General features: G+C 61.9%; 19 protein-coding genes and 1 riboswitch. Of the genes, 10 read left to right on the top strand and 9 right to left on the bottom strand.

All coding sequences use genetic code 11. From position 1 onward, the window contains the following. The first annotated feature begins 196 nt into the window (after positions 1 to 196). Positions 197 to 1090 carry a LysR substrate-binding domain-containing protein gene (locus HMPREF3142_RS03185; protein ID WP_032700947.1) on the top strand — a complete coding sequence of 298 codons (894 nt, stop codon included), beginning with the start codon at positions 197 to 199 and terminating at the stop codon, positions 1088 to 1090. A gap of 234 nt (positions 1091 to 1324) precedes the next feature. Here the strand turns inward: HMPREF3142_RS03185 and HMPREF3142_RS03180 are convergent, their stop codons facing one another. The 4 genes from HMPREF3142_RS03180 to HMPREF3142_RS03165 form a co-directional block, all read right to left on the bottom strand. Then, the gene (locus HMPREF3142_RS03180; RefSeq protein ID WP_064176109.1) at positions 1325 to 2515 is read right to left on the bottom strand and encodes a cytochrome c biogenesis protein/redoxin; all 1191 of its coding nucleotides are present in this window, start codon (positions 2513 to 2515) and stop codon (positions 1325 to 1327) included. 102 nt (positions 2516 to 2617) lie between these two features. Beyond that, positions 2618 to 3961, bottom strand: a complete 1344-nt coding sequence (locus HMPREF3142_RS03175) for a sensor histidine kinase (protein WP_064176110.1) — start codon at positions 3959 to 3961, stop codon at positions 2618 to 2620. Beyond that, complete coding sequence (locus tag HMPREF3142_RS03170; protein ID WP_064176111.1) at positions 3958 to 4698, bottom strand: response regulator; 741 nt, start codon at positions 4696 to 4698, stop codon at positions 3958 to 3960. Before HMPREF3142_RS03170 ends, HMPREF3142_RS03175 begins: the two co-directional genes overlap by 4 nt. An 86-nt stretch (positions 4699 to 4784) precedes the next feature. Continuing rightward, positions 4785 to 5777, bottom strand: a complete 993-nt coding sequence (locus tag HMPREF3142_RS03165) for an alpha/beta fold hydrolase (RefSeq protein WP_012968142.1) — start codon at positions 5775 to 5777, stop codon at positions 4785 to 4787. 243 nt (positions 5778 to 6020) lie between these two features. Here HMPREF3142_RS03165 and HMPREF3142_RS03160 point away from each other — a divergent pair, with 243 nt between their 5' ends. From HMPREF3142_RS03160 to pqqF, 7 genes are all read left to right on the top strand, one after another. Beyond that, the gene (locus tag HMPREF3142_RS03160) at positions 6021 to 7040 is read left to right on the top strand and encodes a dipeptidase (protein WP_012968141.1); all 1020 of its coding nucleotides are present in this window, start codon (positions 6021 to 6023) and stop codon (positions 7038 to 7040) included. A gap of 136 nt (positions 7041 to 7176) precedes the next feature. Further along, positions 7177 to 7248, top strand: a complete 72-nt coding sequence (gene pqqA, locus HMPREF3142_RS27320) for a pyrroloquinoline quinone precursor peptide PqqA (RefSeq protein ID WP_002905689.1) — start codon at positions 7177 to 7179, stop codon at positions 7246 to 7248. A gap of 54 nt (positions 7249 to 7302) precedes the next feature. Beyond that, positions 7303 to 8229, top strand: a complete 927-nt coding sequence (gene pqqB, locus HMPREF3142_RS03155) for a pyrroloquinoline quinone biosynthesis protein PqqB (RefSeq protein ID WP_070611561.1) — start codon at positions 7303 to 7305, stop codon at positions 8227 to 8229. Next, entirely contained in the window at positions 8223 to 8978 is a 756-nt protein-coding gene (gene pqqC, locus HMPREF3142_RS03150) for a pyrroloquinoline-quinone synthase PqqC (RefSeq protein WP_008804780.1), read from the top strand. Before pqqB ends, pqqC begins: the two co-directional genes overlap by 7 nt. Positions 8979 to 8980: 2 nt before the next feature. Next, a complete protein-coding gene (pqqD, locus tag HMPREF3142_RS03145) occupies positions 8981 to 9259 on the top strand; it encodes a pyrroloquinoline quinone biosynthesis peptide chaperone PqqD (protein ID WP_008804779.1) in 279 nt (92 codons plus the stop codon). After that, entirely contained in the window at positions 9246 to 10388 is a 1143-nt protein-coding gene (gene pqqE / locus HMPREF3142_RS03140; protein WP_012968140.1) for a pyrroloquinoline quinone biosynthesis protein PqqE, read from the top strand. Before pqqD ends, pqqE begins: the two co-directional genes overlap by 14 nt. Further along, positions 10388 to 12673: a pyrroloquinoline quinone biosynthesis protein PqqF gene (pqqF, locus tag HMPREF3142_RS03135; protein ID WP_070611559.1), complete on the top strand. Its 2286-nt coding sequence runs from the start codon at positions 10388 to 10390 to the stop codon at positions 12671 to 12673. Before pqqE ends, pqqF begins: the two co-directional genes overlap by 1 nt. Here the strand turns inward: pqqF and HMPREF3142_RS03130 are convergent. The 3 genes from HMPREF3142_RS03130 to HMPREF3142_RS03120 form a co-directional block, all read right to left on the bottom strand. Then, the gene (locus HMPREF3142_RS03130) at positions 12670 to 13407 is read right to left on the bottom strand and encodes a glutamine amidotransferase (protein WP_008804776.1); all 738 of its coding nucleotides are present in this window, start codon (positions 13405 to 13407) and stop codon (positions 12670 to 12672) included. The genes pqqF and HMPREF3142_RS03130 overlap by 4 nt on opposite strands. 111 nt (positions 13408 to 13518) lie before the next feature. After that, positions 13519 to 15429 carry a penicillin-binding protein 2 gene (gene mrdA / locus HMPREF3142_RS03125; protein WP_016161111.1) on the bottom strand — a complete coding sequence of 637 codons (1911 nt, stop codon included), beginning with the start codon at positions 15427 to 15429 and terminating at the stop codon, positions 13519 to 13521. A gap of 221 nt (positions 15430 to 15650) precedes the next feature. Next, complete coding sequence (locus HMPREF3142_RS03120) at positions 15651 to 16283, bottom strand: LysE family translocator (RefSeq protein ID WP_023340204.1); 633 nt, start codon at positions 16281 to 16283, stop codon at positions 15651 to 15653. Between the two features lie 17 nt (positions 16284 to 16300). Further along, positions 16301 to 16380: riboswitch (ZMP/ZTP riboswitch) on the bottom strand. A 341-nt stretch (positions 16381 to 16721) separates the two neighbouring features. On the opposite strand from HMPREF3142_RS03120, the gene katG reads away from it, so the two are divergent. Next, positions 16722 to 18899: a catalase/peroxidase HPI gene (katG, locus tag HMPREF3142_RS03115; protein WP_012541632.1), complete on the top strand. Its 2178-nt coding sequence runs from the start codon at positions 16722 to 16724 to the stop codon at positions 18897 to 18899. Positions 18900 to 18933: 34 nt separating this feature from the next. Here katG and zapE read toward each other — a convergent pair whose 3' ends face one another. After that, positions 18934 to 19950 carry a cell division protein ZapE gene (zapE, locus tag HMPREF3142_RS03110; RefSeq protein ID WP_110184324.1) on the bottom strand — a complete coding sequence of 339 codons (1017 nt, stop codon included), beginning with the start codon at positions 19948 to 19950 and terminating at the stop codon, positions 18934 to 18936. Between the two features lie 307 nt (positions 19951 to 20257). On the opposite strand from zapE, the gene HMPREF3142_RS03105 reads away from it, so the two are divergent. Beyond that, positions 20258 to 21664, top strand: a complete 1407-nt coding sequence (locus tag HMPREF3142_RS03105) for an MFS transporter (RefSeq protein WP_032754473.1) — start codon at positions 20258 to 20260, stop codon at positions 21662 to 21664. Positions 21665 to 21704: 40 nt separating this feature from the next. Here the strand turns inward: HMPREF3142_RS03105 and HMPREF3142_RS03100 are convergent, their stop codons facing one another. After that, positions 21705 to 22019 (bottom strand): PTS lactose/cellobiose transporter subunit IIA, encoded by a 315-nt coding sequence (locus tag HMPREF3142_RS03100; protein WP_004180041.1) that lies wholly within the window; start codon positions 22017 to 22019, stop codon positions 21705 to 21707. Positions 22020 to 22022 lie beyond the last annotated feature (3 nt).

The raw sequence follows: 22022 nt of genomic DNA, 5'->3' as shown, positions 1-22022 counted from the left end.
AGCGGGCGGCGCCTGCCGCCCCGCTGTCAGCCTTACCTGCAATAAGCCGATAATCTCCTTATCGGCTTTTTTATTTCTTTCCGCGCCACTGACGTTCTCTGCTCCCTGGCTGGTCGCTGGGCCCGTTGACGCCTGCCTTTCGCGATGCCACAGTACTATCCCGAGAATAACAACGTTCAGGATGAACATCCTGAAAATGAGGATGATGATGGAGAAACGCTTACCGGGGCTGGATCTCGACGCCCTGCGCAGCTTTGTGACCGGCATGGAGTGCGGCAGCTTCGCCCAGGCAGCGCTGCGCCTGTCGCGTTCCACTTCCGCCGTCAGCGCCCAGCTTAAAAAGCTGGAGAGCCAGTGCGGTGCGGCGCTGGTGGCCAAACAGGGGCGGCATCTGGTGCTCACCGCGGAAGGCGAAAAGCTGATGAGCTACGCCAGACGACTGCTGGCGCTCAATGATGAAACCCTGCGCGCGCTGCAGGGCGAGCGGCTCACCGGCGAGATCCACCTTGGTATGCAGGAAGATTTTGGCGAATCGCTGATGCCGGGGATCCTGGGGCAATTTAAACGGCATCATCCGCAGGTGCGGATAGTCGCCAGGGTGGATCGCAATGGTCCGCTGCGCCAGGCGCTGGCGGAAGAGGTGCTGGATCTGGCGCTGCTGTGGCAAACCGAAGATCAGGGTCCCGGGATGGGCCGCTGCCCGCTGGCGTGGATTGCGCATCCTGACCTGGATATTGGTGCACTGCTGGCCTCCGGCGAGCCGCTGCCGCTGGTGATGTTCGATAGCCCGTGCCTGATGCGCTCCCGCGCTATCGCCTGTCTCGATGCCGCGGGGATCCCCTGGCAGGTGGTATTCGTCAGCCACAGCCTGAACGGCATCTGGGCGGCGGTACAGGCTGGCCTGGGGCTGACGATACGCACCCGCATCGGCATGCCCGGCAACCTGCGCACCGTCGCCGGGCTGCTGCCATCGCCAGGTAGCCTGGCCGTTAACCTGCAACAAACCCCGCGCGAGGGACAGCATTCCGCCGCCGTGGCGCTGCTAGGAGACCTGATGACCGAGGCCCTGCAGGGGTGGGTCGAGATGTGACGTTGTCACGCTACTTCCATTCACCCTCACCCTCTCCCTGAAGGGAGAGGGAACCGTTCGGCAGTCACCGACAATGGGCATCCAGCGCCTCTCCCGCTTCGATGCCCGGTGGCGGCTGCGCCTTACCGGGCCTACATCTCCCTGCGCGCTCCTGTAGGCCGGGCAAGCGCAGCGCCGCCCGGCATCAGGTATAAGGGCTGGAGGGAACCGTCCGCCAGACGCCTACGCCGCGGGTCAGGCTTTGTTCTCCTGCAGTAGCTGCTGGATCACCTGCTCCTGGCGGGCATAATCCCCTTCGCCGAAGGCGGTATAACGCAACTGTCCGCGAGCGTCGAAAATGTAATGCGCCGGCCAGTACTGATTGCCGAAGGCATTCCAGATGGCGTACTCATTATCCGCCACCACCGGGTAGGTTATCCGCCCGTCCTTCACCGCCTGGCGCAGCAGCGGCAGCGAACGCTCCCAGGGATATTCCGGGGTATGGACGCCAATCACCACCAGCCCGGCCGCACGGTATTTGTTCGCCCAGTCGCGTACGTAAGGCAGGGTATGCTGACAGTTGATGCACTCCCGGGTCCAGAAATCCACCAGCACCACTTTGCCCTTCAGACGCTCCGGAGTTAACGCCGGGCTGTTGAGCCACGCGCTGCCTCCCGCCAGGGAGGGCATCGCGCTGCTGGGCTGCGGCGCGGCGATCGGCTGGAGGATGGTCTTTTGCTCCGGCTGCGGCAGACGGGCGGCCAGCCGCTGCTCCAGCGCCTGACTCCAGCCTCCCGCACTTTGCAGATAGCGATCGCCGCCGCTGGCGATCAGTGCCACCGAGGCCAGCATCGCCACCCCCGCCAGCCGGCGCAGCCGTTCGCCGAACGCCAGCCCACGACGCAGACGGGCGATCAATGCTGCACCACACCCCCCCAGCAGGAATAACATCAGCGCCCCGCCGCTGCCGTAGGCCAGCAGCAACCCGCCAGTGGTCACCTGGCCCGGATGCACAAAGCCCAGGCTGAGTATCGCCCCCAATACCGGCCCGGCGCACGGGGCCCACAGCAGGCCCACCGCCAGCCCGGCCAGCAGCGAACCGATCCAGCCGCGCTGGCGTGAGCTGGCGTTGTTAAGCTGATTTCCCAGCGCCACCAGGGGTGAGGTCAGCCGCTGCGCGACGCGCTGCGAAAGCAGGCTCAGCCCGACCAGGGCGAAGAACGCCAGCGCCAGGCCGCGGCCTGCGAGGGTCAGATTCACCACCCAGCCGCTGGCGACCGTCACCAGCCACGAAACCGCGCCGAACATCAGCGCCATTCCAGCCAGCATAATTGCCAGCTGCCCCCGGCGGCCCCGGACGCTGGCGAACAGCAGCGGGATCACCGGCAGCGTACAGGGGCTCAGCAGGGTTAACATTCCGCCCAAAAATGCAATGAATATCGACATCGCCTTCTCCTCATTATGTCGTCGCTGCCGGGAGTGGCAGCCACGACATTACCGCAAGGCCATGTAAGGCGAATGTGTCGGGAAAGGGGGAGAATTGTCGGCTTAGTTATCCGTCTGCGCCGGAGATACAGCAGGATACAATCCCGCCGCGGCAAGGCAAACGCTGGCGTCCAGGCCGCCCTGCGGGCGGTTGGCCAGGCGCAGTGCGCCGTTCATCTGGCTGACCAGCTGCGCAGCGATCGCCAGCCCCAGACCGGTGCCGCCGGTATCGCGATTGCGCGAGTCCTCCAGACGATAAAAAGGCTGCAGCACCGCCTGTAGCGCGGCCTCCGGGATCCCCGGTCCCTCATCCAGTACATGGAGGGTGACATCCCCGGCGGCGTCGCGGGTCAGGGTTACCGTGACCGTGGTGCCGAATTTCAGCCCGTTATCGATAAGGTTGGTCATCACCCGGCGCAGGGCCTGCGGTGGGATCGACACCACCCCGGCGGTCTCCTCCGGGCAAAAACGCACCGGCCGGCCGACATCGGCATAATCGCAGACGATGGTGTCGAGAAAGGCGTCAAGGTTCAGCCGCTGGCGCGCCTCCGCCAGCGGCTGCGAGGTGCGGGCGAAGGCGATGCCCTCCCGCACCAGGCGGGTCATATTGTCGAGATCCTGCAGCAGCTTATCGCGCAGTTCCGGCTGGTCGGCCATCTCCACCCGCAGCTTCATTCGGGTGATCGGGGTTTGCAGATCGTGGGAGATAGCGGCGAGGATCCGCGCCCGCTCCTGCAGATGGTCGTGGATGCGCGCCTGCATCGCGTTAAACGCGCGAGCGGCACGGCGGACCTCTTCCGGCCCCTGCTCGGCCATGGTTCCCGCCGTGTCGCTGGCCGGTTCAAGGGCGTCCACTGCGCGGGTAAAACGGGTGATGGGCAGCAACACCTGGCGAACGGCATACCAGGCGCAGGCCAGCAGGAGAACAAACTGAGCGATCAGCACCACCGGCAGCCAGCGGGCGATGGCCGGTAGCTTCGGCCACAGATCGAGAGTCAACGGGGCGCCGTCGTGGAGGGTAATATGGGCCTGAATATGCTGCCGCGGGCCGGGGATCGTCACAATACTTACCGGGTACTGCGCGCTCAGCGCCTCCTGCAGGGAGCGGGCTGCGTCCCGGGCGCGCCAGCTGTCCGGGTAGTCGCCGCGCTCGCCGGAGCCCAGCAGATAGCGATAATTGCCGCGCGCCAGCTTCGGCAGCCACTGTGGGCGCTCAGCGGCCGGCAGGCGGTCAAGGATAGCCACGCTGGTGGCGACATCGGAAGCCAGATTGCCCAGCATCACGCTGCGAGCGCTGCTCATGCGCTCATAAAACAGCAGCGACAGGGTTAAAGTATTCGCCAGCAGCAGCGCCAGAAACAGCAGCGCCATCAGCCTCGACTGCAGCGAGGCGGGCCAAAACCTCATTCATGCCTCTCGCGGATGGAGACCGGCACCGACAGCACATAGCCTTCGCTGCGCACCGTTTTAATGTAGGCCGGCTCGCGGGCATCCTCCCGTAGCCGCTGGCGCAGTCGGCTCACCAGCAGGTCAATTGACCGCTCAAACAGTTCCGCGTCGCGTCCCTGGGTCAGATTCAGCAGCTGATCGCGGTTCAGCACCCGCTGGGGGTGGTCGAGAAACACCCGCAGCAGCCGATACTCCGCCCCGCTGAGGGCGACGATGGCGCCGCTTTCATCCAGCAGGTGGCGGGCGGCAGTGTCGAGCAGCCAGTCGCCAAAGGCGATCAGCCTGCCCGCCTCGGTGATCTGCAGATTGGGCGGCAGCGCCCGGGTGCGGCGTAAAATGGCTTTGATGCGCGCCAGCAGTTCGCGGGCCACAAAGGGTTTAATCAGATAATCATCAGCCCCCATTTCCAGGCCGAGGATCCGGTCGCTGTCGTCGGTGCGGGCGGTGAGCATCAGCACCGGAATATCCTGCTGCGGGTTGGCGCGCAGCTGGCGGCAGAGCGTTAAGCCGTCCTCGCCCGGCATCATGATATCCAGCACAATCAGGTCAATTTGATGATTTTTGAGCACCGACCACATGGCTTTGCCGTTCGCCGCGCCGCTGGCGCGATATCCCGATTTTTCCAGATAGTCGACAATCAGTTCCCGAATATCGCGGTCGTCATCGACGACCAGGATGTGGTCAATACGCTCCAAAGGGTGCTCCTGCGGCAAAATAAACTCTTCACAAGCATAAGCCGTGTTGCCGGAAGCGCAACGTCGCGCCGCCGGCAAGGTGCGGGTTACAAACGATCGGCGTCCACCACCGCCTGGACAAAGTCTGCCGGGTCCTCCTGCGGCGGATTATGGCCCACCGCCCCCTGCAGATCCCGGTGTTCATATTTCCCGGTAAATTTAGCCCGGTAGCTGGCGGGAGCCGGATGCGGCGCGCCGTTATTCGCCCCTTCAAGGGTGATGGTGGGCACGGTTATCGGCGGTAGCGCCGCCAGCCGTTGTTCATAGCCGGCATACTTCGCTTCCCCCTTCTCCAGCCCCAGGCGCCAGCGGTAGTTGCTGATGGTGATCGCCACGTGGTCCGGGTTATCAAGCGCCCGGGCGGTTCTGGCAAAAGTCGCGTCGCTGAATTGCCACTGCGGCGACGCCTGATGCCAGATAAATTTCGCAAAGTCGTGGGTGTTCTGCCGGTAACCGGCTTCGCCGCGCGGGGTGGCAAAATAGAACTGATACCACCACGACAGCTCCGCCTGCGGCGGCAGCGGTTTTTCGCCAATCTGCTGACTGCTGATCAGATACCCGCTCACCGAGACCAGGGATTTCACCCGCTGCGGCCACAGCGCGGCGACGATATCCGCCGTGCGCGCGCCCCAGTCAAAGCCGGCCAGATCCGCCTGCCTGATGTTCAGGGCGTCCATCAGATGGACAATATCGGCCGCCATCGCCGACGGCTGACCGTTACGCGGCGTGCTGGCGGAGAGGAAACGGGTCGTGCCGTAGCCGCGCAGATACGGCACAATGACCCGGTAACCCTTCTGCGCTAAAACCGGCGCCACCTGAGCATAGCTCTGAATATCGTAGGGCCAGCCGTGCAGCAGGATCACCGGCTGGCCGTCGCGCGGGCCGATATCCACGTAGCCTATATTCAGGTCGCCGGCGCGGATCTGGTGGATCTTGTCGAACGCCCCCGCGTCTTCCGCGGCGCAAACGGTAGCGGACCACAGGGTGGATAACCCCAGCGCCGCGGCGCTGGTATAGCGGATCAGGGATAATCTGTTCATCACTTTCTCACCTTTTATCATCATCAAGAGAGTACGTGACCAGTAAAGCGGAAATTTGTATCTGCCATGTGCCCGACCGGGGCCATTTTTATCTCTTAATGTCAGCGCTGCGCCGCGAGATACAGTGTGATACAGAGTTGAGGTTGGCAATTGTTGCGGGCATGTGAATTTATGCTTGCCCCAGGAGATAAATCCGTTACCGTGGCAGGCATTTTTCACCACTTAAGAACGCAGGAACCCGCTATGGCGATTTTTGATGGTCACAATGACCTGCTGCTGAATCTCTGGCTTCACCATCGTGAGGATCCGGTAAGCGCCTTCTTTGCCGGGATAGAAAACGGCCATCTCGACTATCCGCGTATCCGCCAGGGCGGGCTGGCCGGCGGCCTGTTCGCCCTCTTTGTGCCGCCGCAGGAGTATATCGCCCGCGTGGCGCCGCAGTACGCCAGCGAGGCGTGGGATCCGCGGGCGATCCTCTGGCAGCAGTTGGCTATCCTCAAGGCGATTTGCGCCCATGACGCCAGTCGCGCGCGGCTGTGCCTGAGCGCGGCGGATATCGAACGCTGTCGCCAGGATAACGCGCTGGCGATGGTGGCGCACATCGAAGGTGCTGGCGGGTTCGACGCGCAAGGCGAAGATCTGCAGGCCTTTTATCGCGCCGGGGTGCGCAGCATTGGTCCGTTCTGGAACATCGCCAATCGCTTCGGCTGCGGGGTCACCGGCGCCTTTCCCGGCAGCCCGGACAGCGGGCCGGGTCTCACTCGCGAGGGCATTGCGCTCATCGCTCAGGCCAACGCCCTGAAGATGCAGATCGATGTTTCGCACATGAATGAACAGGCCTTTTGGGATACCGCCCACCACTCCACCGCCCCACTGGTGGCCACCCACTCTAATGCCCACGCCCTGTGCCCACAGCCGCGCAATCTGACCGACCGGCAACTGCGGGCGATCCGCGACAGCGGAGGCGTAGTGGGCGTCAATTTCGGCAATGCTTTCCTGCGCGCCGACGGACGGCGCGACAGCGACACGCCCATAACCACCATTGTCCGGCATATCGACTATCTTATTAACATAATGGGTGAGGATCATGTGGCTCTCGGCTCGGATTTTGACGGCATCACCCTGCCCGACGAGCTGGGGGATGTGGCCGGCTTACCGCGGCTTATCAATGCCTTGCGGGACAATGGCTATGATCAATTGGTGCTGGATAAGCTGCTGTGGAACAACTGGCTGCGGGTATTAAAAAAGGTTTGGCAACAATAGGTTATATTGTAAACATAAAGTTAATTCCTTACAGATTCCGGGTTGATCTCTCTCCCGGTGAAGCGCAATATGCGGCGGCCGTCACAGATCCAGCATTATCCGTGAGGCCTGTCGTCATTTTTAAGAGGAACACAACATGTGGAAGAAACCTGCTTTTATCGATTTACGTCTCGGTCTGGAAGTGACGCTGTACATTTCTAACCGTTAATCGCCCCGCCCGCCGTTCGCGCGGGCACCTTCATTCATTACCCGGTCCGTCTTCATGTTCATTAAAGTCCTCGGCTCCGCCGCCGGCGGCGGTTTCCCGCAATGGAACTGCAACTGCGCCAACTGTCAGGGTCTGCGCAACGGCACCATTCAGGCCAGCGCCCGCACCCAGTCGTCGATCATCTTCAGCGATAACGGCCAAGAGTGGGTGCTGTGCAATGCCTCGCCGGATATCAGCCAGCAGATTGCCCATACCCCCGAGTTAAATAAACCCGGCGTACTGCGCGGGACGTCTATCGGCGGCATTATTCTCACCGACAGCCAGATAGACCACACCACCGGGTTGCTGAGCCTGCGCGAAGGCTGCCCGCACCAGGTGTGGTGCACGCCGGAGGTTCATGAGGATCTCTCCACCGGCTTCCCGGTGTTTACCATGCTGCGACACTGGAACGGCGGCCTGGTGCATCATCCCATCGCGCCGCAGCAGCCTTTTACCGTTGACGCCTGCCCTGATTTGCAGTTTACCGCCGTGCCTATCGCCAGCAACGCGCCGCCCTATTCGCCGTATCGCGACCGGCCGCTGCCGGGCCATAACGTGGCGCTGTTTATCGAAAACCGCCGCAACGGGCAGACGCTGTTCTATGCCCCGGGGCTGGGTGAGCCGGATGAAGCCCTTCTGCCGTGGCTGCAAAAAGCGGACTGTCTGCTGATCGATGGCACCGTCTGGCAGGATGACGAGCTGCAGGCCGCCGGCGTCGGGCGCAATACCGGTCGCGATATGGGACACCTGGCGCTCAGCGATGAGCACGGGATGATGGCCTTGCTGGCCTCCCTGCCGGCAAAACGCAAAATTCTCATTCATATTAATAACACCAACCCGATCCTTAACGAACAGTCTCCCCAGCGCCAGGCGCTAACGCAACAGGGGATTGAAGTGAGCTGGGACGGGATGGCAATCACCCTTCAGGATACCGCATGCTGATCACCGACACGCTGTCGCCGCAGGCCTTTGAAGAGGCTCTGCGGGCTAAAGGCGCCTTCTACCATATTCACCACCCTTACCACATCGCCATGCATAACGGCGAAGCGACCCGCGAGCAAATTCAGGGTTGGGTGGCGAACCGGTTTTATTACCAGACCACCATTCCGCTGAAAGACGCGGCGATTATGGCCAACTGCCCGGATGCGCAGACCCGGCGCAAATGGGTGCAGCGGATCCTCGACCACGACGGTAGCCACGGCGAAGATGGCGGGATTGAAGCCTGGCTGCGGCTGGGGGAAGCGGTCGGTTTGAGCCGCGACGACCTGCTCAGCGAGCGTCACGTGCTGCCCGGCGTGCGCTTCGCGGTGGATGCCTATCTTAATTTCGCTCGTCGCGCCTGCTGGCAGGAGGCGGCCTGCAGCTCCCTGACCGAGCTGTTCGCCCCACAGATCCATCAGTCGCGCCTCGACAGCTGGCCGCAGCACTATCCGTGGATCAAAGAGGAAGGCTATTTTTACTTCCGCAGTCGTCTGAGCCAGGCTAACCGCGACGTTGAGCATGGTCTGGCGCTGGCGAAGACCTACTGTGACAGCGCTGAAAAACAGAACCGGATGCTGGAGATCCTGCAGTTTAAGCTCGACATCCTGTGGTCGATGCTCGATGCCATGACCATGGCCTACGCTCTGCAGCGCCCGCCCTATCACACGGTCACCGACAAGGCGGCCTGGCACACGACCCGACTGGTGTAATCATGCAAAAAACGTCCATCGTTGCCTTTCGTCGCGGCTACCGACTGCAGTGGGAAGCCGCCCAGGAGAGCCATGTGATCCTCTATCCGGAGGGAATGGCTAAACTCAATGAGACCGCCGCGGCGATCCTCGAGCTGGTCGATGGCCGGCGCGACGTTGCGGCGATTATCGCCATGCTTAACGAACGTTTCCCGGAAGCCGGCGGCGTCGATGACGACGTCGTCGAGTTCCTGCAGATCGCCTGTCAACAGAAGTGGATCACCTGCCGTGAGCCAGAATAAACCCGCCGTCAATCCGCCGCTGTGGCTGCTGGCGGAGCTGACCTACCGCTGCCCGCTGCAGTGTCCCTACTGTTCCAATCCGCTGGACTTCGCCCGGCAGGAAAAGGAGCTGACCACCGAACAATGGATCGAGGTCTTTCGCCAGGCGCGAGCGATGGGCAGCGTACAGCTGGGCTTTTCCGGCGGCGAGCCGCTGACCCGTAAAGATCTGCCGGAGCTGATCCGCGCCGCGCGCGACCTCGGGTTCTATACCAACCTGATCACCTCGGGAATTGGGCTAACCGAGAGCAAACTCGACGCCTTCAGCGAGGCCGGACTGGACCATATCCAGATTAGCTTCCAGGCCAGCGATGAGGTGCTCAACGCCGCTCTCGCCGGCAATAAAAAAGCCTTCCAGCAGAAGCTGGCGATGGCCAGAGCGGTAAAAGCGCGCGACTACCCGATGGTGCTGAACTTCGTCCTCCACCGGCACAACATCGACCAGCTCGATAAAATTATCGAGCTGTGCATTGAGCTGGAGGCCGATGACGTCGAGCTCGCCACCTGCCAGTTTTACGGCTGGGCGTTTCTTAATCGCGAGGGGTTACTGCCGACCCGGGAACAGATCGCCCGCGCCGAGCAGGTGGTCGCCGATTACCGGCAGAAAATGGCCGCCAGCGGAAACCTCACCAACCTGCTGTTCGTCACCCCGGACTATTACGAGGAACGCCCGAAAGGCTGTATGGGCGGCTGGGGATCGATTTTCCTCAGCGTCACTCCGGAAGGCACTGCGTTGCCGTGCCACAGCGCGCGCCAGCTGCCGGTGGCGTTCCCGTCGGTGCTGGAGCAGAGTCTGGAATCGATCTGGTATGACTCGTTCGGCTTCAACCGTTATCGCGGGTATGACTGGATGCCGGAGCCGTGCCGCTCCTGTGATGAAAAAGAGAAAGACTTCGGCGGCTGCCGCTGTCAGGCCTTTATGCTGACCGGCAGCGCCGATAACGCCGACCCGGTGTGCAGCAAATCCCCACATCATCACAAAATCCTTGAGGCCCGGCGCGAAGCGGCCTGCAGCGACATCAAAGTCAACCAGCTGCAGTTCCGCAACCGTACCCGCTCGCAGCTGATCTACAAAACCCGGGAACTGTAATGACGCTGGCGACCCGCACTGTCACTCTGCCGGGCGGCCTGCAGGCTACCCTGGTTCATCAGCCGCAGGCCGATCGCGCGGCGGCCCTGGTGCGGGTTGCCGCCGGCAGCCACCATGAACCGTCGTGCTTCCCCGGTCTGGCGCACCTGCTGGAACACCTGCTGTTTTACGGCGGTGAGCGCTACCGCAATGATGAACGGCTGATGAGCTGGGTGCAGCGCCAGGCAGGGAATGTGAATGCCACCACCCTGTCCCGCCACAGCGCTTTCTTTTTCGAGGTCGCCGCCGAGGATCTGGCTGACGGCGTCGCGCGCCTGCAGGAGATGCTGCAGGCGCCGCTGCTGCTCAGGGACGATATTCAACGCGAAGTCGCGGTTATCGACGCCGAAAACCGCCTGATCCAACAGCATGAGTTGTCGCGACGGGAAGCCGCCGTGCGTCACGCCGCCATCGCGCCCGCGGCGTTTCGCCGCTTTCAGGTCGGCGACGCCGGGTCGCTGGGGGAGGATTTCCTCGCGCTACAGGCGGCCTTACGTGACTTTCACCGCAGCCACTACGTCGCCCGCCGGATGCAACTCTGGCTGCAGGGGCCGCAGTCGCTGGAGGTGCTCGGCGAACTGGCGACCCGTTTCGCCACCGGGCTTGCCCCGGGCGAGGCACCGCCGCCAGCGCCGCCGCTCACTCTGGGCGAGCCCCCTCAACTGCAGCTGGCCGTCTCCAGCCAGCCCGCGCTGTGGCGCTGCCCGCTGATCGCCTTAAGTGACAATGTCACGTTACTGCGCGAGTTTTTGCTGGATGAAGCCCCCGGTAGCCTGATGGCCGGCCTGCGCCAGCGCGGGATGGCCGAGGACGTGGCGCTGAACTGGCTGTATCAGGATCAGCACTTCGGCTGGCTGGCGCTGATTTTCGCCAGCGACCGGCCGGAACAGGTCGACCGGCAGATAACCCACTGGTTGCAGGCGCTACAGCAGACGACGCCTGAGCAGCAGCAACACTACTATCAGCTGTCCCGGCGCCGTTTTCAGGCGCTGTCGCCCCTCGATCAGCTGCGCCAGCGGGCATTCGGCTTTGCCCCCGGGGCGCCGCCCACCGGGTTCGCCGATTTTTGCGCCGCCCTGCTGGCCGCCCCCACGGTCAGCCTGGCCTGCCAGACGCAGCCCCCCGGAGCAACGGTAGCCACCCAGGGCTTTAGCCTGCCGCTCAGCCGCTGGTCGCCACGTCCGGTCTCTGACCCGGCGCTGGCATTCGCTTTTTATCCGCAGGCCGCTGGCGAGCTCGTGGCCGAAAGCCCGGCGGAAGCCGCGCCACTGCGTCACCTCCCGTCACCGGGAGAGCCGCCGACGCTCCTGCTGCGACCGCCCTTCTACTGCTCGCCCACGCCGGCCGAAGGGCTGGCGCGCGGGGAACAGCTGCGTCCATTTCTTGCCGCCCTGCGCCATGCCGGGGGACACGGCGAGTGGCATCTGTTCGACGGCAGCTGGCAGCTGATCCTGCAGTTGCCTGCGTCCGGCCAACGGCCGGAGGCGATTCTGCAGGCCATCGTGCGGCAGCTCGCGCTCCTGGTCGCCCCGCTGCCCCCACCGCCGGAGAGTATTGCGATCCGTCATCTCATGGCCCAGCTCCCCGAACGGCTGGGTACGTCAGCGCACCAGGAAGGTTGGCTGGCGGCCCTGATTGGCGGCAGCGCGGAAGATGCGCAGTGGGTAGCGCGTCAGCTGAGCCGGCTTACCGTCCCGGTTAATCCGCCGATGCCCGCTCCGGCCCCCTGCCGCGGCGGCGTCGAGCGGCTGGCTTATCCCCGGGGCGACACGGCGCTACTGGTCTTTCTTCCGCTGCCGGAAGGCGCTTCGCTGGCGGCCCTGCGGGTGCTGGCGCAGTTCTGCGAGCCGCCGTTTTTCCAGCGCCTGCGGGTGGAGCAGCAGATAGGCTATGTGGTGAGCTGCCGCTATCAGCGCGTTGCCGATCGCGATGGGCTGCTGATGGCGCTCCAGTCCCCGGAACGCCGTCCCGGAGAACTCCTCCGCTGCTGTAAAACCTTTCTGCGCCAGCTGGACCCCATGGATGAGGCGACCTTCAGGTTGTTACAGCAGCGGCTGGCCGCTCAGGCCCGCTCCCGGGTACCGCCGAAGGTGCGCGCCCTGGACGCGCTGCGCCAGGAGTATAACTTGCCGGGGGTGACGCCGCAGGCGGCTGACGCGCTGCGCGTTGAAGAGGTGGTCGCCCTGTGGCGTGAGATGACCCGCCGGCGTCGTCGCTGGCGAGTGCTGTTCACGACAGGGAGTTAATGGCCGGGGGCATCCGGGGTCAGAAAGTCGCTGACGAAGCGGGTGAGGATCGCCGCGGCCTGCGGGCTCTCCTGGACCTCGTCGTGTAACTGTTGTGGGTCGATGCCTTCCGCCTGCAGCACCGCCTCCCGGTAGCGGATCAGCGAGCGGGCAATCGGCGCGGTGAATTCCGGGTGAAATTGCGTGGAGACCGCCTGCGGCCCGTAGCGCACAATCTGGTGGGGATCGTGGGAGGATGCGGCCAGCACGGTAGCCCCCTCCGGCAAACGGGTCACGGTTTGCAAATGGCTCAAATGCGCGGGGAATGTCGCTGGCAGGCCGCTCAGCAGCGGGTCATCGACACCCCACGGCGAAAGCGCAATCGTTTTGCTGCCGCTTTCCCGCCCGGCAGGATGGTAAGCCACCTCACCGCCCAGCGCATGGGCCATCAGTTGATGACCATAGCAGACGCCGAACAGCGGCATGCCGATAGCCACCGCCTGACGGATCCAGTCGGCGGTCCGTTCGCTCCATGCCAGGCGATCGGACACCATTGCCCACGAACCGGTGAGAACCGCCACGGTCTGGCGATCCGGCGCCGGCAGCGGTTCATCTTCAAACACCCGCACCGCGGTCAGCTGCGCCTGCCACGGCGCCAGCAGCGTACGGAACCAGTGCGGCAGATCGCCATGCTCCTCGCGGATGGCTGCCGGCGGCGTGCCGGTCTGAACCAGCAATAATCGGTTACGTGTCACCCTTCCTCCTCGCTCCGGGTCATGTTCCTGCCATCACTATGCCGCCCGGAAAGCCGCGGGACAAATAACCAATATCTATGAACGATGCGCGTCCGGAATAAGTCCAGCCGCTTACTGGGCATCGGCGCTGTCACGCTGCGGCACGTCAGCCGCCGCGGATGACGCCTGCTGCGGAACAAAGATGTGGTCCAGAATGGCGCGCGCCGTCGGTCCGGCCACCACCCCATCCCCGCCGCCGTTCTCCAGGATCAGCGCCATCGCCACCTTCGGATGCTGATAAGGGGCAAACAGGGTATAGAAGATATGGTCGCGCAGACGCACCGGGATCATTTTGGCGTTATAGGTCTGGTTTTGCTTCAGGCTGAACACCTGCGAGGTGCCGGACTTCGCCGCGATCTGGTACGGCGCGGTATGGAACAGCTTGTAGCCGGTGCCGTTGGGCAGATTCGCCATCCCATACATGCCGTTGCGCACAATGCCCCAGTACGGCGATTTCGGATCGCCCACCTGCGGCAGGTTCGCCGGCTGCTGATAACGTTCCACATGGTTGCCCTGCTTCATCGAATAGAGCAGATGCGGATCCTGCACCTTGCCATTGTTCAGCAGGGTGGTGAGCGCCTTCACCATCTGAATTGGCGTGGCGATCCAGTACCCCTGGCCGATGCCGACCGAGATGGTGTCCCCCTGATACCAGGGCTTTTTATGCACCCGCTGTTTCCACTCCCGGCTGGGCAGTACGCCGGCATACTCCTCATTAAGGTCGATGCCGGTGGACTGGCCGTAACCAAACTTGCTCAGCCACTCATGGATCCGGTCAATGCCCATCTCGAAAGCGACCTGATAGAAAAAGGTGTCAGCCGACTCTTCGATGGCTTTGGTCACGTTGAGCATCCCGTGGCCGGTCTTCAGCCAGTCGCGGTAGCGGCGTTGCGTGCCCGGCAGCGTCCACGTCGGCGCGCCGAAGAAGGTGGTGTTCGGGGTGATGACCCCTGCGGAGAGCGCCGACAGCGCCATATAGGGCTTCACCGTCGAGGCCGGGGGATACAGCCCCTGGGTGACGCGGTTGATCAGCGGCCGGTCCGGATTATCGAGCAGCGATTTATAGGCCTGATAGCCGATGCCTTTGACGAACGGATTAGGATCGTAGCTGGGGCTGGAGACCATCGCCAGCACGCCGCCATCCCGGGGATCGACCACCACCACCGCCGCGCGCTGCCCCTTCAGCACCGACTCAATATACTGCTGCAGGTGCAGGTCGAGGGTCAGATAGAGGTTTTTCCCGGCCACCGGCGGTACCTCTTTCAGCAGACGCACCACCCGGCCGTGGTTATCCACCTCCACTTCCTGATAGCCAGTGGTGCCGTGGAGCGCTTTTTCGTAATAGCCCTCGATCCCCTGCTTGCCGATATTGTGGTCGGCAGCATAGTTCTCCTCTTCGCCGTCTTTCGCCAGCCGCTGCAGGTCGTTGTCGTTAATTTTCGACACATAGCCCACCACGTGCGCCAGCTCGGCGCCGTACGGGTATTCGCGCTGCTGATAGCTCTCCACCGTCACGCCGGGGAAACGGAATTCGTTAACCGCGAAGCGCGCCACCTCCACGTCGCTGAGGTCGGACTTCAGCGTCACCGCTTTATAGCGGCTGTTGTGGTGCATATCGTCGCGGAAGCTGGCGATGTCATCCGGCGTCAGGTCGACGATCGGCGTCAGGCTTTGCAGCAGCGCGGCCATATCGGGAATTTTGCTCGGGATCACCTGCAGGCGATACAGGGTAATGTTCTGCACCAGCGGAATGCCATTGCGATCGAATATCAGCCCGCGGCTGGGGGCGATGGGCAGCATCTTAATGTCGTTCTGGTTCGATCGGGTCTGGTAGAAATCATGCTGCTCCACCTGCAGATGGTAGAGGTTGGCGATCAGCACGCCAAAGCAGACCACCACCAGCAGAAAAGCAATTGCGGCCCGGCGGATAAACAGCATCTCTTCCGCGGAGTGGTCGCGAATTTCATCTCTCAAAAGGGGCATTAGCGGTACATCACCTGAATCACAAGAAAAGCCAACAGCGTAACGGCCGGGAAGCATAGCCTTATCGCGGCGCCAGCCCTACTGAAAGGTTGCTAATGATCTGGCAGAAATGTTTCAGCATGTTAGAGCGTGGGAAGCCTTTCTGTGCAGGAGAAAGGCATCAGAGTGCGAGGTTAGCCAGCAACGGGGACGGCTGGCATCTGTTTACACGATCAACCCGCTTATTTTCTGGCCTCAAAAGCGATCTTAACCGCCATTCCCGCCAGTACCGTCGCCATCAGCCAGCGTTGAAATTGTTGCCAGCCCGGCCGCCGACTAAGAAATAACGCCACCTGCCCGGCCAGCAAGATAATCATGCCGTTCACCGCCACGCTGATGATCACCTGGGTACAGCCTAATATTAACGACTGACTGAGCACGCTGCCGAGTCCGGGGGTGATAAACTGCGGCAGCAGGGACAGATACAGGATGGCAACTTTGGGGTTCGCCAGGCTGGTGAGGAATCCCATCAGAAACAGCTTACGCCCACTGTCCGCGGGTAAGTCGCGCACCGCAAATATCGGCCGCCCTCCCGGTTTGATCGCCTGCCACGCCAGATAGAGCAAATAAGCGACCCCGCATAAACGCAAGGCATCGTAGGCGTATGGAACCGCGAAAACCAACGCGGTGATGCCGAAAGCGGCACACAACATATAGAAGAAAAATCCCACGGCCACGCCGGCAAGGGAGATAAAGCCAGCGCGTTTTCCCTGGCAAATCGAACGCGAAGTGAGATACATCATGTTGGGGCCTGGGGTTAACACCAACCCCAGCGCCACCGCGGCAAAGGCCATTAATGAAGCGAATTCAGGCATAACTTATCTCCAGCTATCGGTAATGCCCAGGCGCGCGGCGACGTCGACCATGCTCCCCGACAGTATTCTGTCTTCAGCGCCAGTCACATGGTGCCTAAGTATTAGCTTATTCTGTGTCCGCCAACAACCCCCGTACCGGACATTCGTTACGCTCGCGCAACGGACAGCCCTCATCCTTTTCTCGCAGGAAAATTGTCATATCTCAAACAATTAGCATTCCGGCTCCCTGATTGACGCAGATCGTTTCCTTTGCCGTCTCGTTACGTCTATGGTTAATGGTGAGGTTTATACTAACCGCCAGGTCTGCCTGGTCATATAAGGGGATGTTTACCCTTCGTTGAACGGAATTAGCTATTAAATCTGTAGACTCATTCAAATATCGCTTATTGGTAGCAGTGTATATCGTAATGGCATTCACAAAAGCAAACGGAGCCTGATATGAGCACGTCTAACGACCCATCCAACAACGCATCCGCCGGAAAGTGCCCTTTCCACGCCGAGACGCCAAAACAGAGCGCCGGCAGCGGCACCGGCAACCGCGACTGGTGGCCTAACCAGCTGCGTGTCGATCTGCTGAACCAGCACTCCAGTCGTTCCAACCCGTTGGGTGAGGATTTTAACTACAGGGAAGAGTTTAAAAAGCTCGACTACTCCGCACTGAAAGCTGACCTCAGAGCGTTGCTGACCGACTCGCAAGAGTGGTGGCCGGCAGACTGGGGTAGCTATATTGGCTTGTTTATTCGCATGGCCTGGCACGGCGCCGGCACCTACCGCACCGTTGACGGTCGCGGCGGCGCAGGCCGTGGGCAGCAGCGCTTTGCGCCGCTGAACTCCTGGCCAGACAACGTCAGTCTCGATAAAGCCCGTCGCCTGCTGTGGCCGGTAAAACAGAAATATGGCCAGAAAATCTCCTGGGCCGACCTTTACATGCTGGCGGGTAACGTCGCTCTGGAAAACGCCGGCTTCCGCACCTTTGGCTTTGGCGCCGGTCGTGAAGATGTCTGGGAACCGGATCTGGACGTCGACTGGGGCGATGAGAAAGAGTGGCTGGCCCACCGTCACCCGGAAAGCCTGGCCAAACAGGCCATCGGCGCCACCGAAATGGGGCTGATCTACGTTAACCCGGAGGGACCGAACGCCAGCGGCGAGCCGTTGTCCGCCGCAGCGGCCATTCGCGCCACCTTCGGCAATATGGCGATGGACGATGAAGAGATTGTCGCCCTGATCGCCGGCGGCCATACGCTGGGCAAAACCCACGGCGCCGCCGAAACCAGCCACGTCGGCGCCGAGCCGGAAGCCGCCCCACTGGAAGCGCAGGGTCTGGGCTGGCACTCCAGCTACGGCAGCGGCGCAGGTGCGGATGCCATCACCTCCGGTCTGGAAGTGGTCTGGACGCAGACGCCCACCCAGTGGAGCAACTACTTCTTCGAGAACCTGTTTAAATATGAATGGGTGCAGACCCGCAGCCCGGCTGGCGCTATCCAGTTCGAAGCCAAAGATGCGCCGGAAATTATCCCGGATCCGTTTAATCCGGGGAAAAAGCGCAAACCGACCATGCTGGTCACCGACCTGACCCTGCGCTTCGACCCGGAGTTTGAAAAGATCTCCCGCCGCTTCCTCAACGATCCGCAGGCCTTTAACGAGGCGTTTGCCCGGGCGTGGTTCAAGCTGACCCACCGTGATATGGGGCCAAAATCCCGTTACCTCGGTCCGGAAGTGCCGAAAGAAGATCTGATTTGGCAGGATCCGCTGCCGGCAGCGACTCACCAGCCGAGCGCTGAGGATATCGCCAGTCTGAAAACCGCCATCGCCGGCGCCGGCCTGTCGGTCAGTGAGCTGGTTTCGGTCGCCTGGGCTTCCGCCTCCACCTTCCGCGGCGGCGATAAGCGCGGCGGCGCTAACGGCGCACGCCTGGCCCTCGCTCCGCAGAAAGACTGGCCGGTCAATGCTATCGCCAGCCGGGTGCTGCCGACTCTGCAGGCGATCCAGCGTGCCTCCGGCAAAGCGTCGTTAGCCGATATCATCGTGCTGGCTGGCGTGGTCGGCGTTGAGCAGGCGGCCGCTGCCGCCGGCGTCAGCGTTAACGTGCCGTTTACCCCAGGCCGCGTCGACGCCCTGCCTGAGCAGACCGACGTCGAGTCGTTTGACCTGCTGCAGCCGCTGGCGGATGGCTTCCGCAACTATCGCCGTATCGAAGGCGGTGTATCGACGGAAACGCTGCTGATCGATAAAGCCCAGCAGCTCACGCTAACCGCCCCGGAAATGACCGTGCTGGTCGGTGGCTTGCGCGTACTGGGCGCGAACTACGACGGCAGCAAACACGGAGTGTTCACCGACCGCGTCGGCGTGCTCAGCAATGACTTCTTCGTCAACCTGCTGGATATGGCCACCGTCTGGAAAGCGGCCGATGACCACGCGGAGCTGTTTACCGGCAGCGACCGTAAAACCGGCGAGGCGAAGTACAGCGCCACCCGCGTGGATCTGGTGTTTGGTTCCAACTCTGTACTGCGCGCGCTGGCGGAAGTATACGCCTGCGCCGACGGGCAGCAGAAGCTGGTGCATGACTTCGTCGCCGCCTGGACCAAGGTGATGAATCTCGACCGCTTCGACCTGTAATCTCCCCGCCCCGGCACCCGCCGGGGCGTTTTGCTTATACCGCCCGCGGCAACTGTTGCAGGCGACTCCGCGTACGCTGAATATCCTCCAGTTCCACCCCGGCCACCAGCGTCTCCAGATCGCAGCAGGTTACCAGCAGCAGGCGGATCTGCTTTTCATACAGCACATCGATCACGTTGATAAAGCGCTGCTGGGCCGCCGGCCCCACCGTAGCCAGCGGCGGCACTTCATCCAGTAACCAAACCGTATAGCTTTCGCTGAGCGTCAGATAGTCCATCACCGCCGTGGCGGCCTGACAGAGCTGGGCAAAGGTGAAGTGGAGCAGAGTGGGTGATGCCGCGGCCGCCAGCAGGGTGCGATAACCTACCGTCAGCGAAACCGGTTCGGCAGACAGCGACGGCAGGTCATACAGCTGACGCTGTTGTGCATTCGGATTAACCCACATCCGCCCGCTGCAGAAGGCATTATCGACGCTCAGATGACGCTGGCGATAATCCTCCTCACCGTTCAGCGCGACGACCGCCAGGTGGGCGCGGATCAGCGCGATCGACGGTAAAAAACGATCGTGATACAGCGGATTGGGCAGCAGCATCTCCGGCGGATAGTTTGACGTCGCCAACAGCACAATGCCGCGCTGAAAGAGATGCTCCAGTAAGACCTTGATCAGCATCGCGTCGCCAGGGTCGTGAAGATGAAATTCGTCGAAGCACAGCAGGCGACAGCCGGAAGTCATCTGCCTCATCACCGCCTGCAGGTCGGGCGCGCCGGGGGCATTCAGCCGCTGATGTAGCTCGCGGAAGAAGTGATGAAAATGGACCCGCCGCCGGGCGGCGAGCGGCAGGCTGGCAAAAAAGTGGTCGAGGATAAAACTTTTCCCCCGCCCGGTCCGCCCCCAGACGTACAACCCCTGCGGCGTACCCGCCGCGGACAACAGCTGCTGGCCCAAAGCATCCAGGCGAGCGATCAGCGACAACTGATCGTCATCGAGCGTCAGACGCGCCCGCGCCGCCTGCTCGGCCATCACACGGGTAAAGCGAAACTCAGTCGCCATCTCTGGCTGATCTGAATACGACGCCATAAATCCCTCTTTTAACATTCTTATAACCTCCTGCGAGGAGGCCATTCTAGCCGCTTTCCTGCGGGTTGGCGAATCGCACAACGGGAAATACCGTCCGCGGTGATTTACTTCAATTCTTCGCCTGGCATGCGGCGAAAACTAGCATGAATCTCATTTTTCATGGTGTACCGCGATATCTTGCGCTAAAGATTGCAGCTAACGCGTAGGATTAAAAATATAAAACTATTAACAATCAATTAACATTAGCAGGCAAACCATTCATCCTGAGGAATACAACACCATGTCTACCACCCAGGTTCTCGGCGGCGCGCCTTATGCCTCGCCAGGACAACCGCACGCCAGCTTAACCGGACGCATTGATGCGCTGCCCGCCTCCTTCGGTTTATGGTCGTTTATCACCCTGCTCTCCCTCGGTGGCTTCTTCGAGCTCTACGACCTGTTCCAGACCGGGTATATCAGCGCAGGGCTGCTGGCCGACGGGATTTTCCACACCGGGCAGGCGGGGATATTCGGGATTGCCGATCAGGCGGCTTTTGCCTCCGCCACCTTTATGGGGCTGTTTATTGGCGCCAGTCTGTTGGCGCCGCTGGCGGACAGGCTGGGGCGACGTCTGACGTTTATGGTGGCGCTCGCCTGGTACGGCCTCTTTTCGCTGCTGATGGCGACGCAGAGCAGCGCGGAAGGGGTGATCTTTTTCCGCTTTCTGGTGGGGATCGGCCTCGGTATTGAGCTGGTGACCATTGACACCTATCTCAGCGAATGGATGCCAACCCATCTGCGCAATAAAGCGTTTGCTTTCGCTTTCTTCATCCAGTTCCTGTCGGTTCCGGCGGTGGCGCTGATGTCCTGGATGCTGGTGCCAACCACCCTCTTCGGCCTCAGCGGCTGGCGCTGGGTGATCATCTTTGGCGCGCTGTTCTCGCTGGCGATCTGGTTTATCCGCAAAAAGCTGCCGGAGTCAGCGCGCTGGCTGGAAAGCAAAGGGCGGCATGATGACGCGCATGCGGTGATGAGTGAGATGGAAGCCCGCTGTGGCCTGACGCCGTCGCCGAAGCATGCGCATGCGGCACAGAGCGTCGTCAAACGCGGCACCTTCCGCGAAATCTGGGCGCCGCAGTATCGGCAGCGCACCCTGATGCTGATGGTGATGAACTTCTTCCAGGCGATCGGCTTCTTCGGCTTTGGCAACTGGCTGCCGGCGCTGCTCTCCGGTCAGGGGGCCAGCATCACTCACAGTCTGCTGTACGCCTTCTTTATCACCCTCGCCTATCCGCTGGGCTGCCTGTTCTGCACCCGCTTCGTGCATCGCTTTGAGAACAAGTGGCAAATTGTCCTCTCCGCGCTGATGACTGTCATCTTCGGGACCCTGTTCGCCCTGCAAAACAGCCCGATTCTGCTGGTGATCTGCGGGTTTATGATCACCTGGTCCAACGCCTGGCTGACCATCAGCTACCACGCCTACCAGGCCGAGGTCTTCCCGACCCATATTCGCGCCCGCGCCGTCGGCTTCTGCTACTCGTTCAGCCGGCTCTCCACCGCGGTGACCAGCATCCTGATCGGCATTATTCTGCAATACGCCGGCACGCCGGGGGTGATTAGCTTTATCGTCGTCAGTATGCTGATGGTGATGCTGTCGGTAGGGATCTTCGGCCCCAGAACGCGGGGCATTCGACTGGAGAATATTTGATGGCGGTCGCCGCCGGAGCTGCAGGCGGCGACATATTTTATCAGTTGCGATGTTGCAGCTGGCGCTGAACCTCAATAAGCTCCGCGATCAACTCCCGCGCGAGCATAGAAGTCATTATATGATCCTGGGCATGTACCAGAATAAGATTAACCGGTACTTTGCCACAGCCCTCATCCATACCGATAAGCATGGTTTGTACATCATGCGCGCGTTTTGCGGCATCTGCGGCGTCCTGCATCAGCCTATCAACGTCCTGCCACACTCCTTTTCTGGCGGCTTGCAGCGCCTGCATCGCCAGACTGCGGGACTCACCGGCGTTAATGATGAGTTCCATGACGGTTGCTTCCATATCCATACG

This window comes from Klebsiella sp. HMSC16C06, from assembly GCF_001808325.1.
Lineage (GTDB): Bacteria > Pseudomonadota > Gammaproteobacteria > Enterobacterales > Enterobacteriaceae > Klebsiella > Klebsiella variicola.
This window is presented reverse-complemented; position numbering and strand designations above follow the sequence as displayed.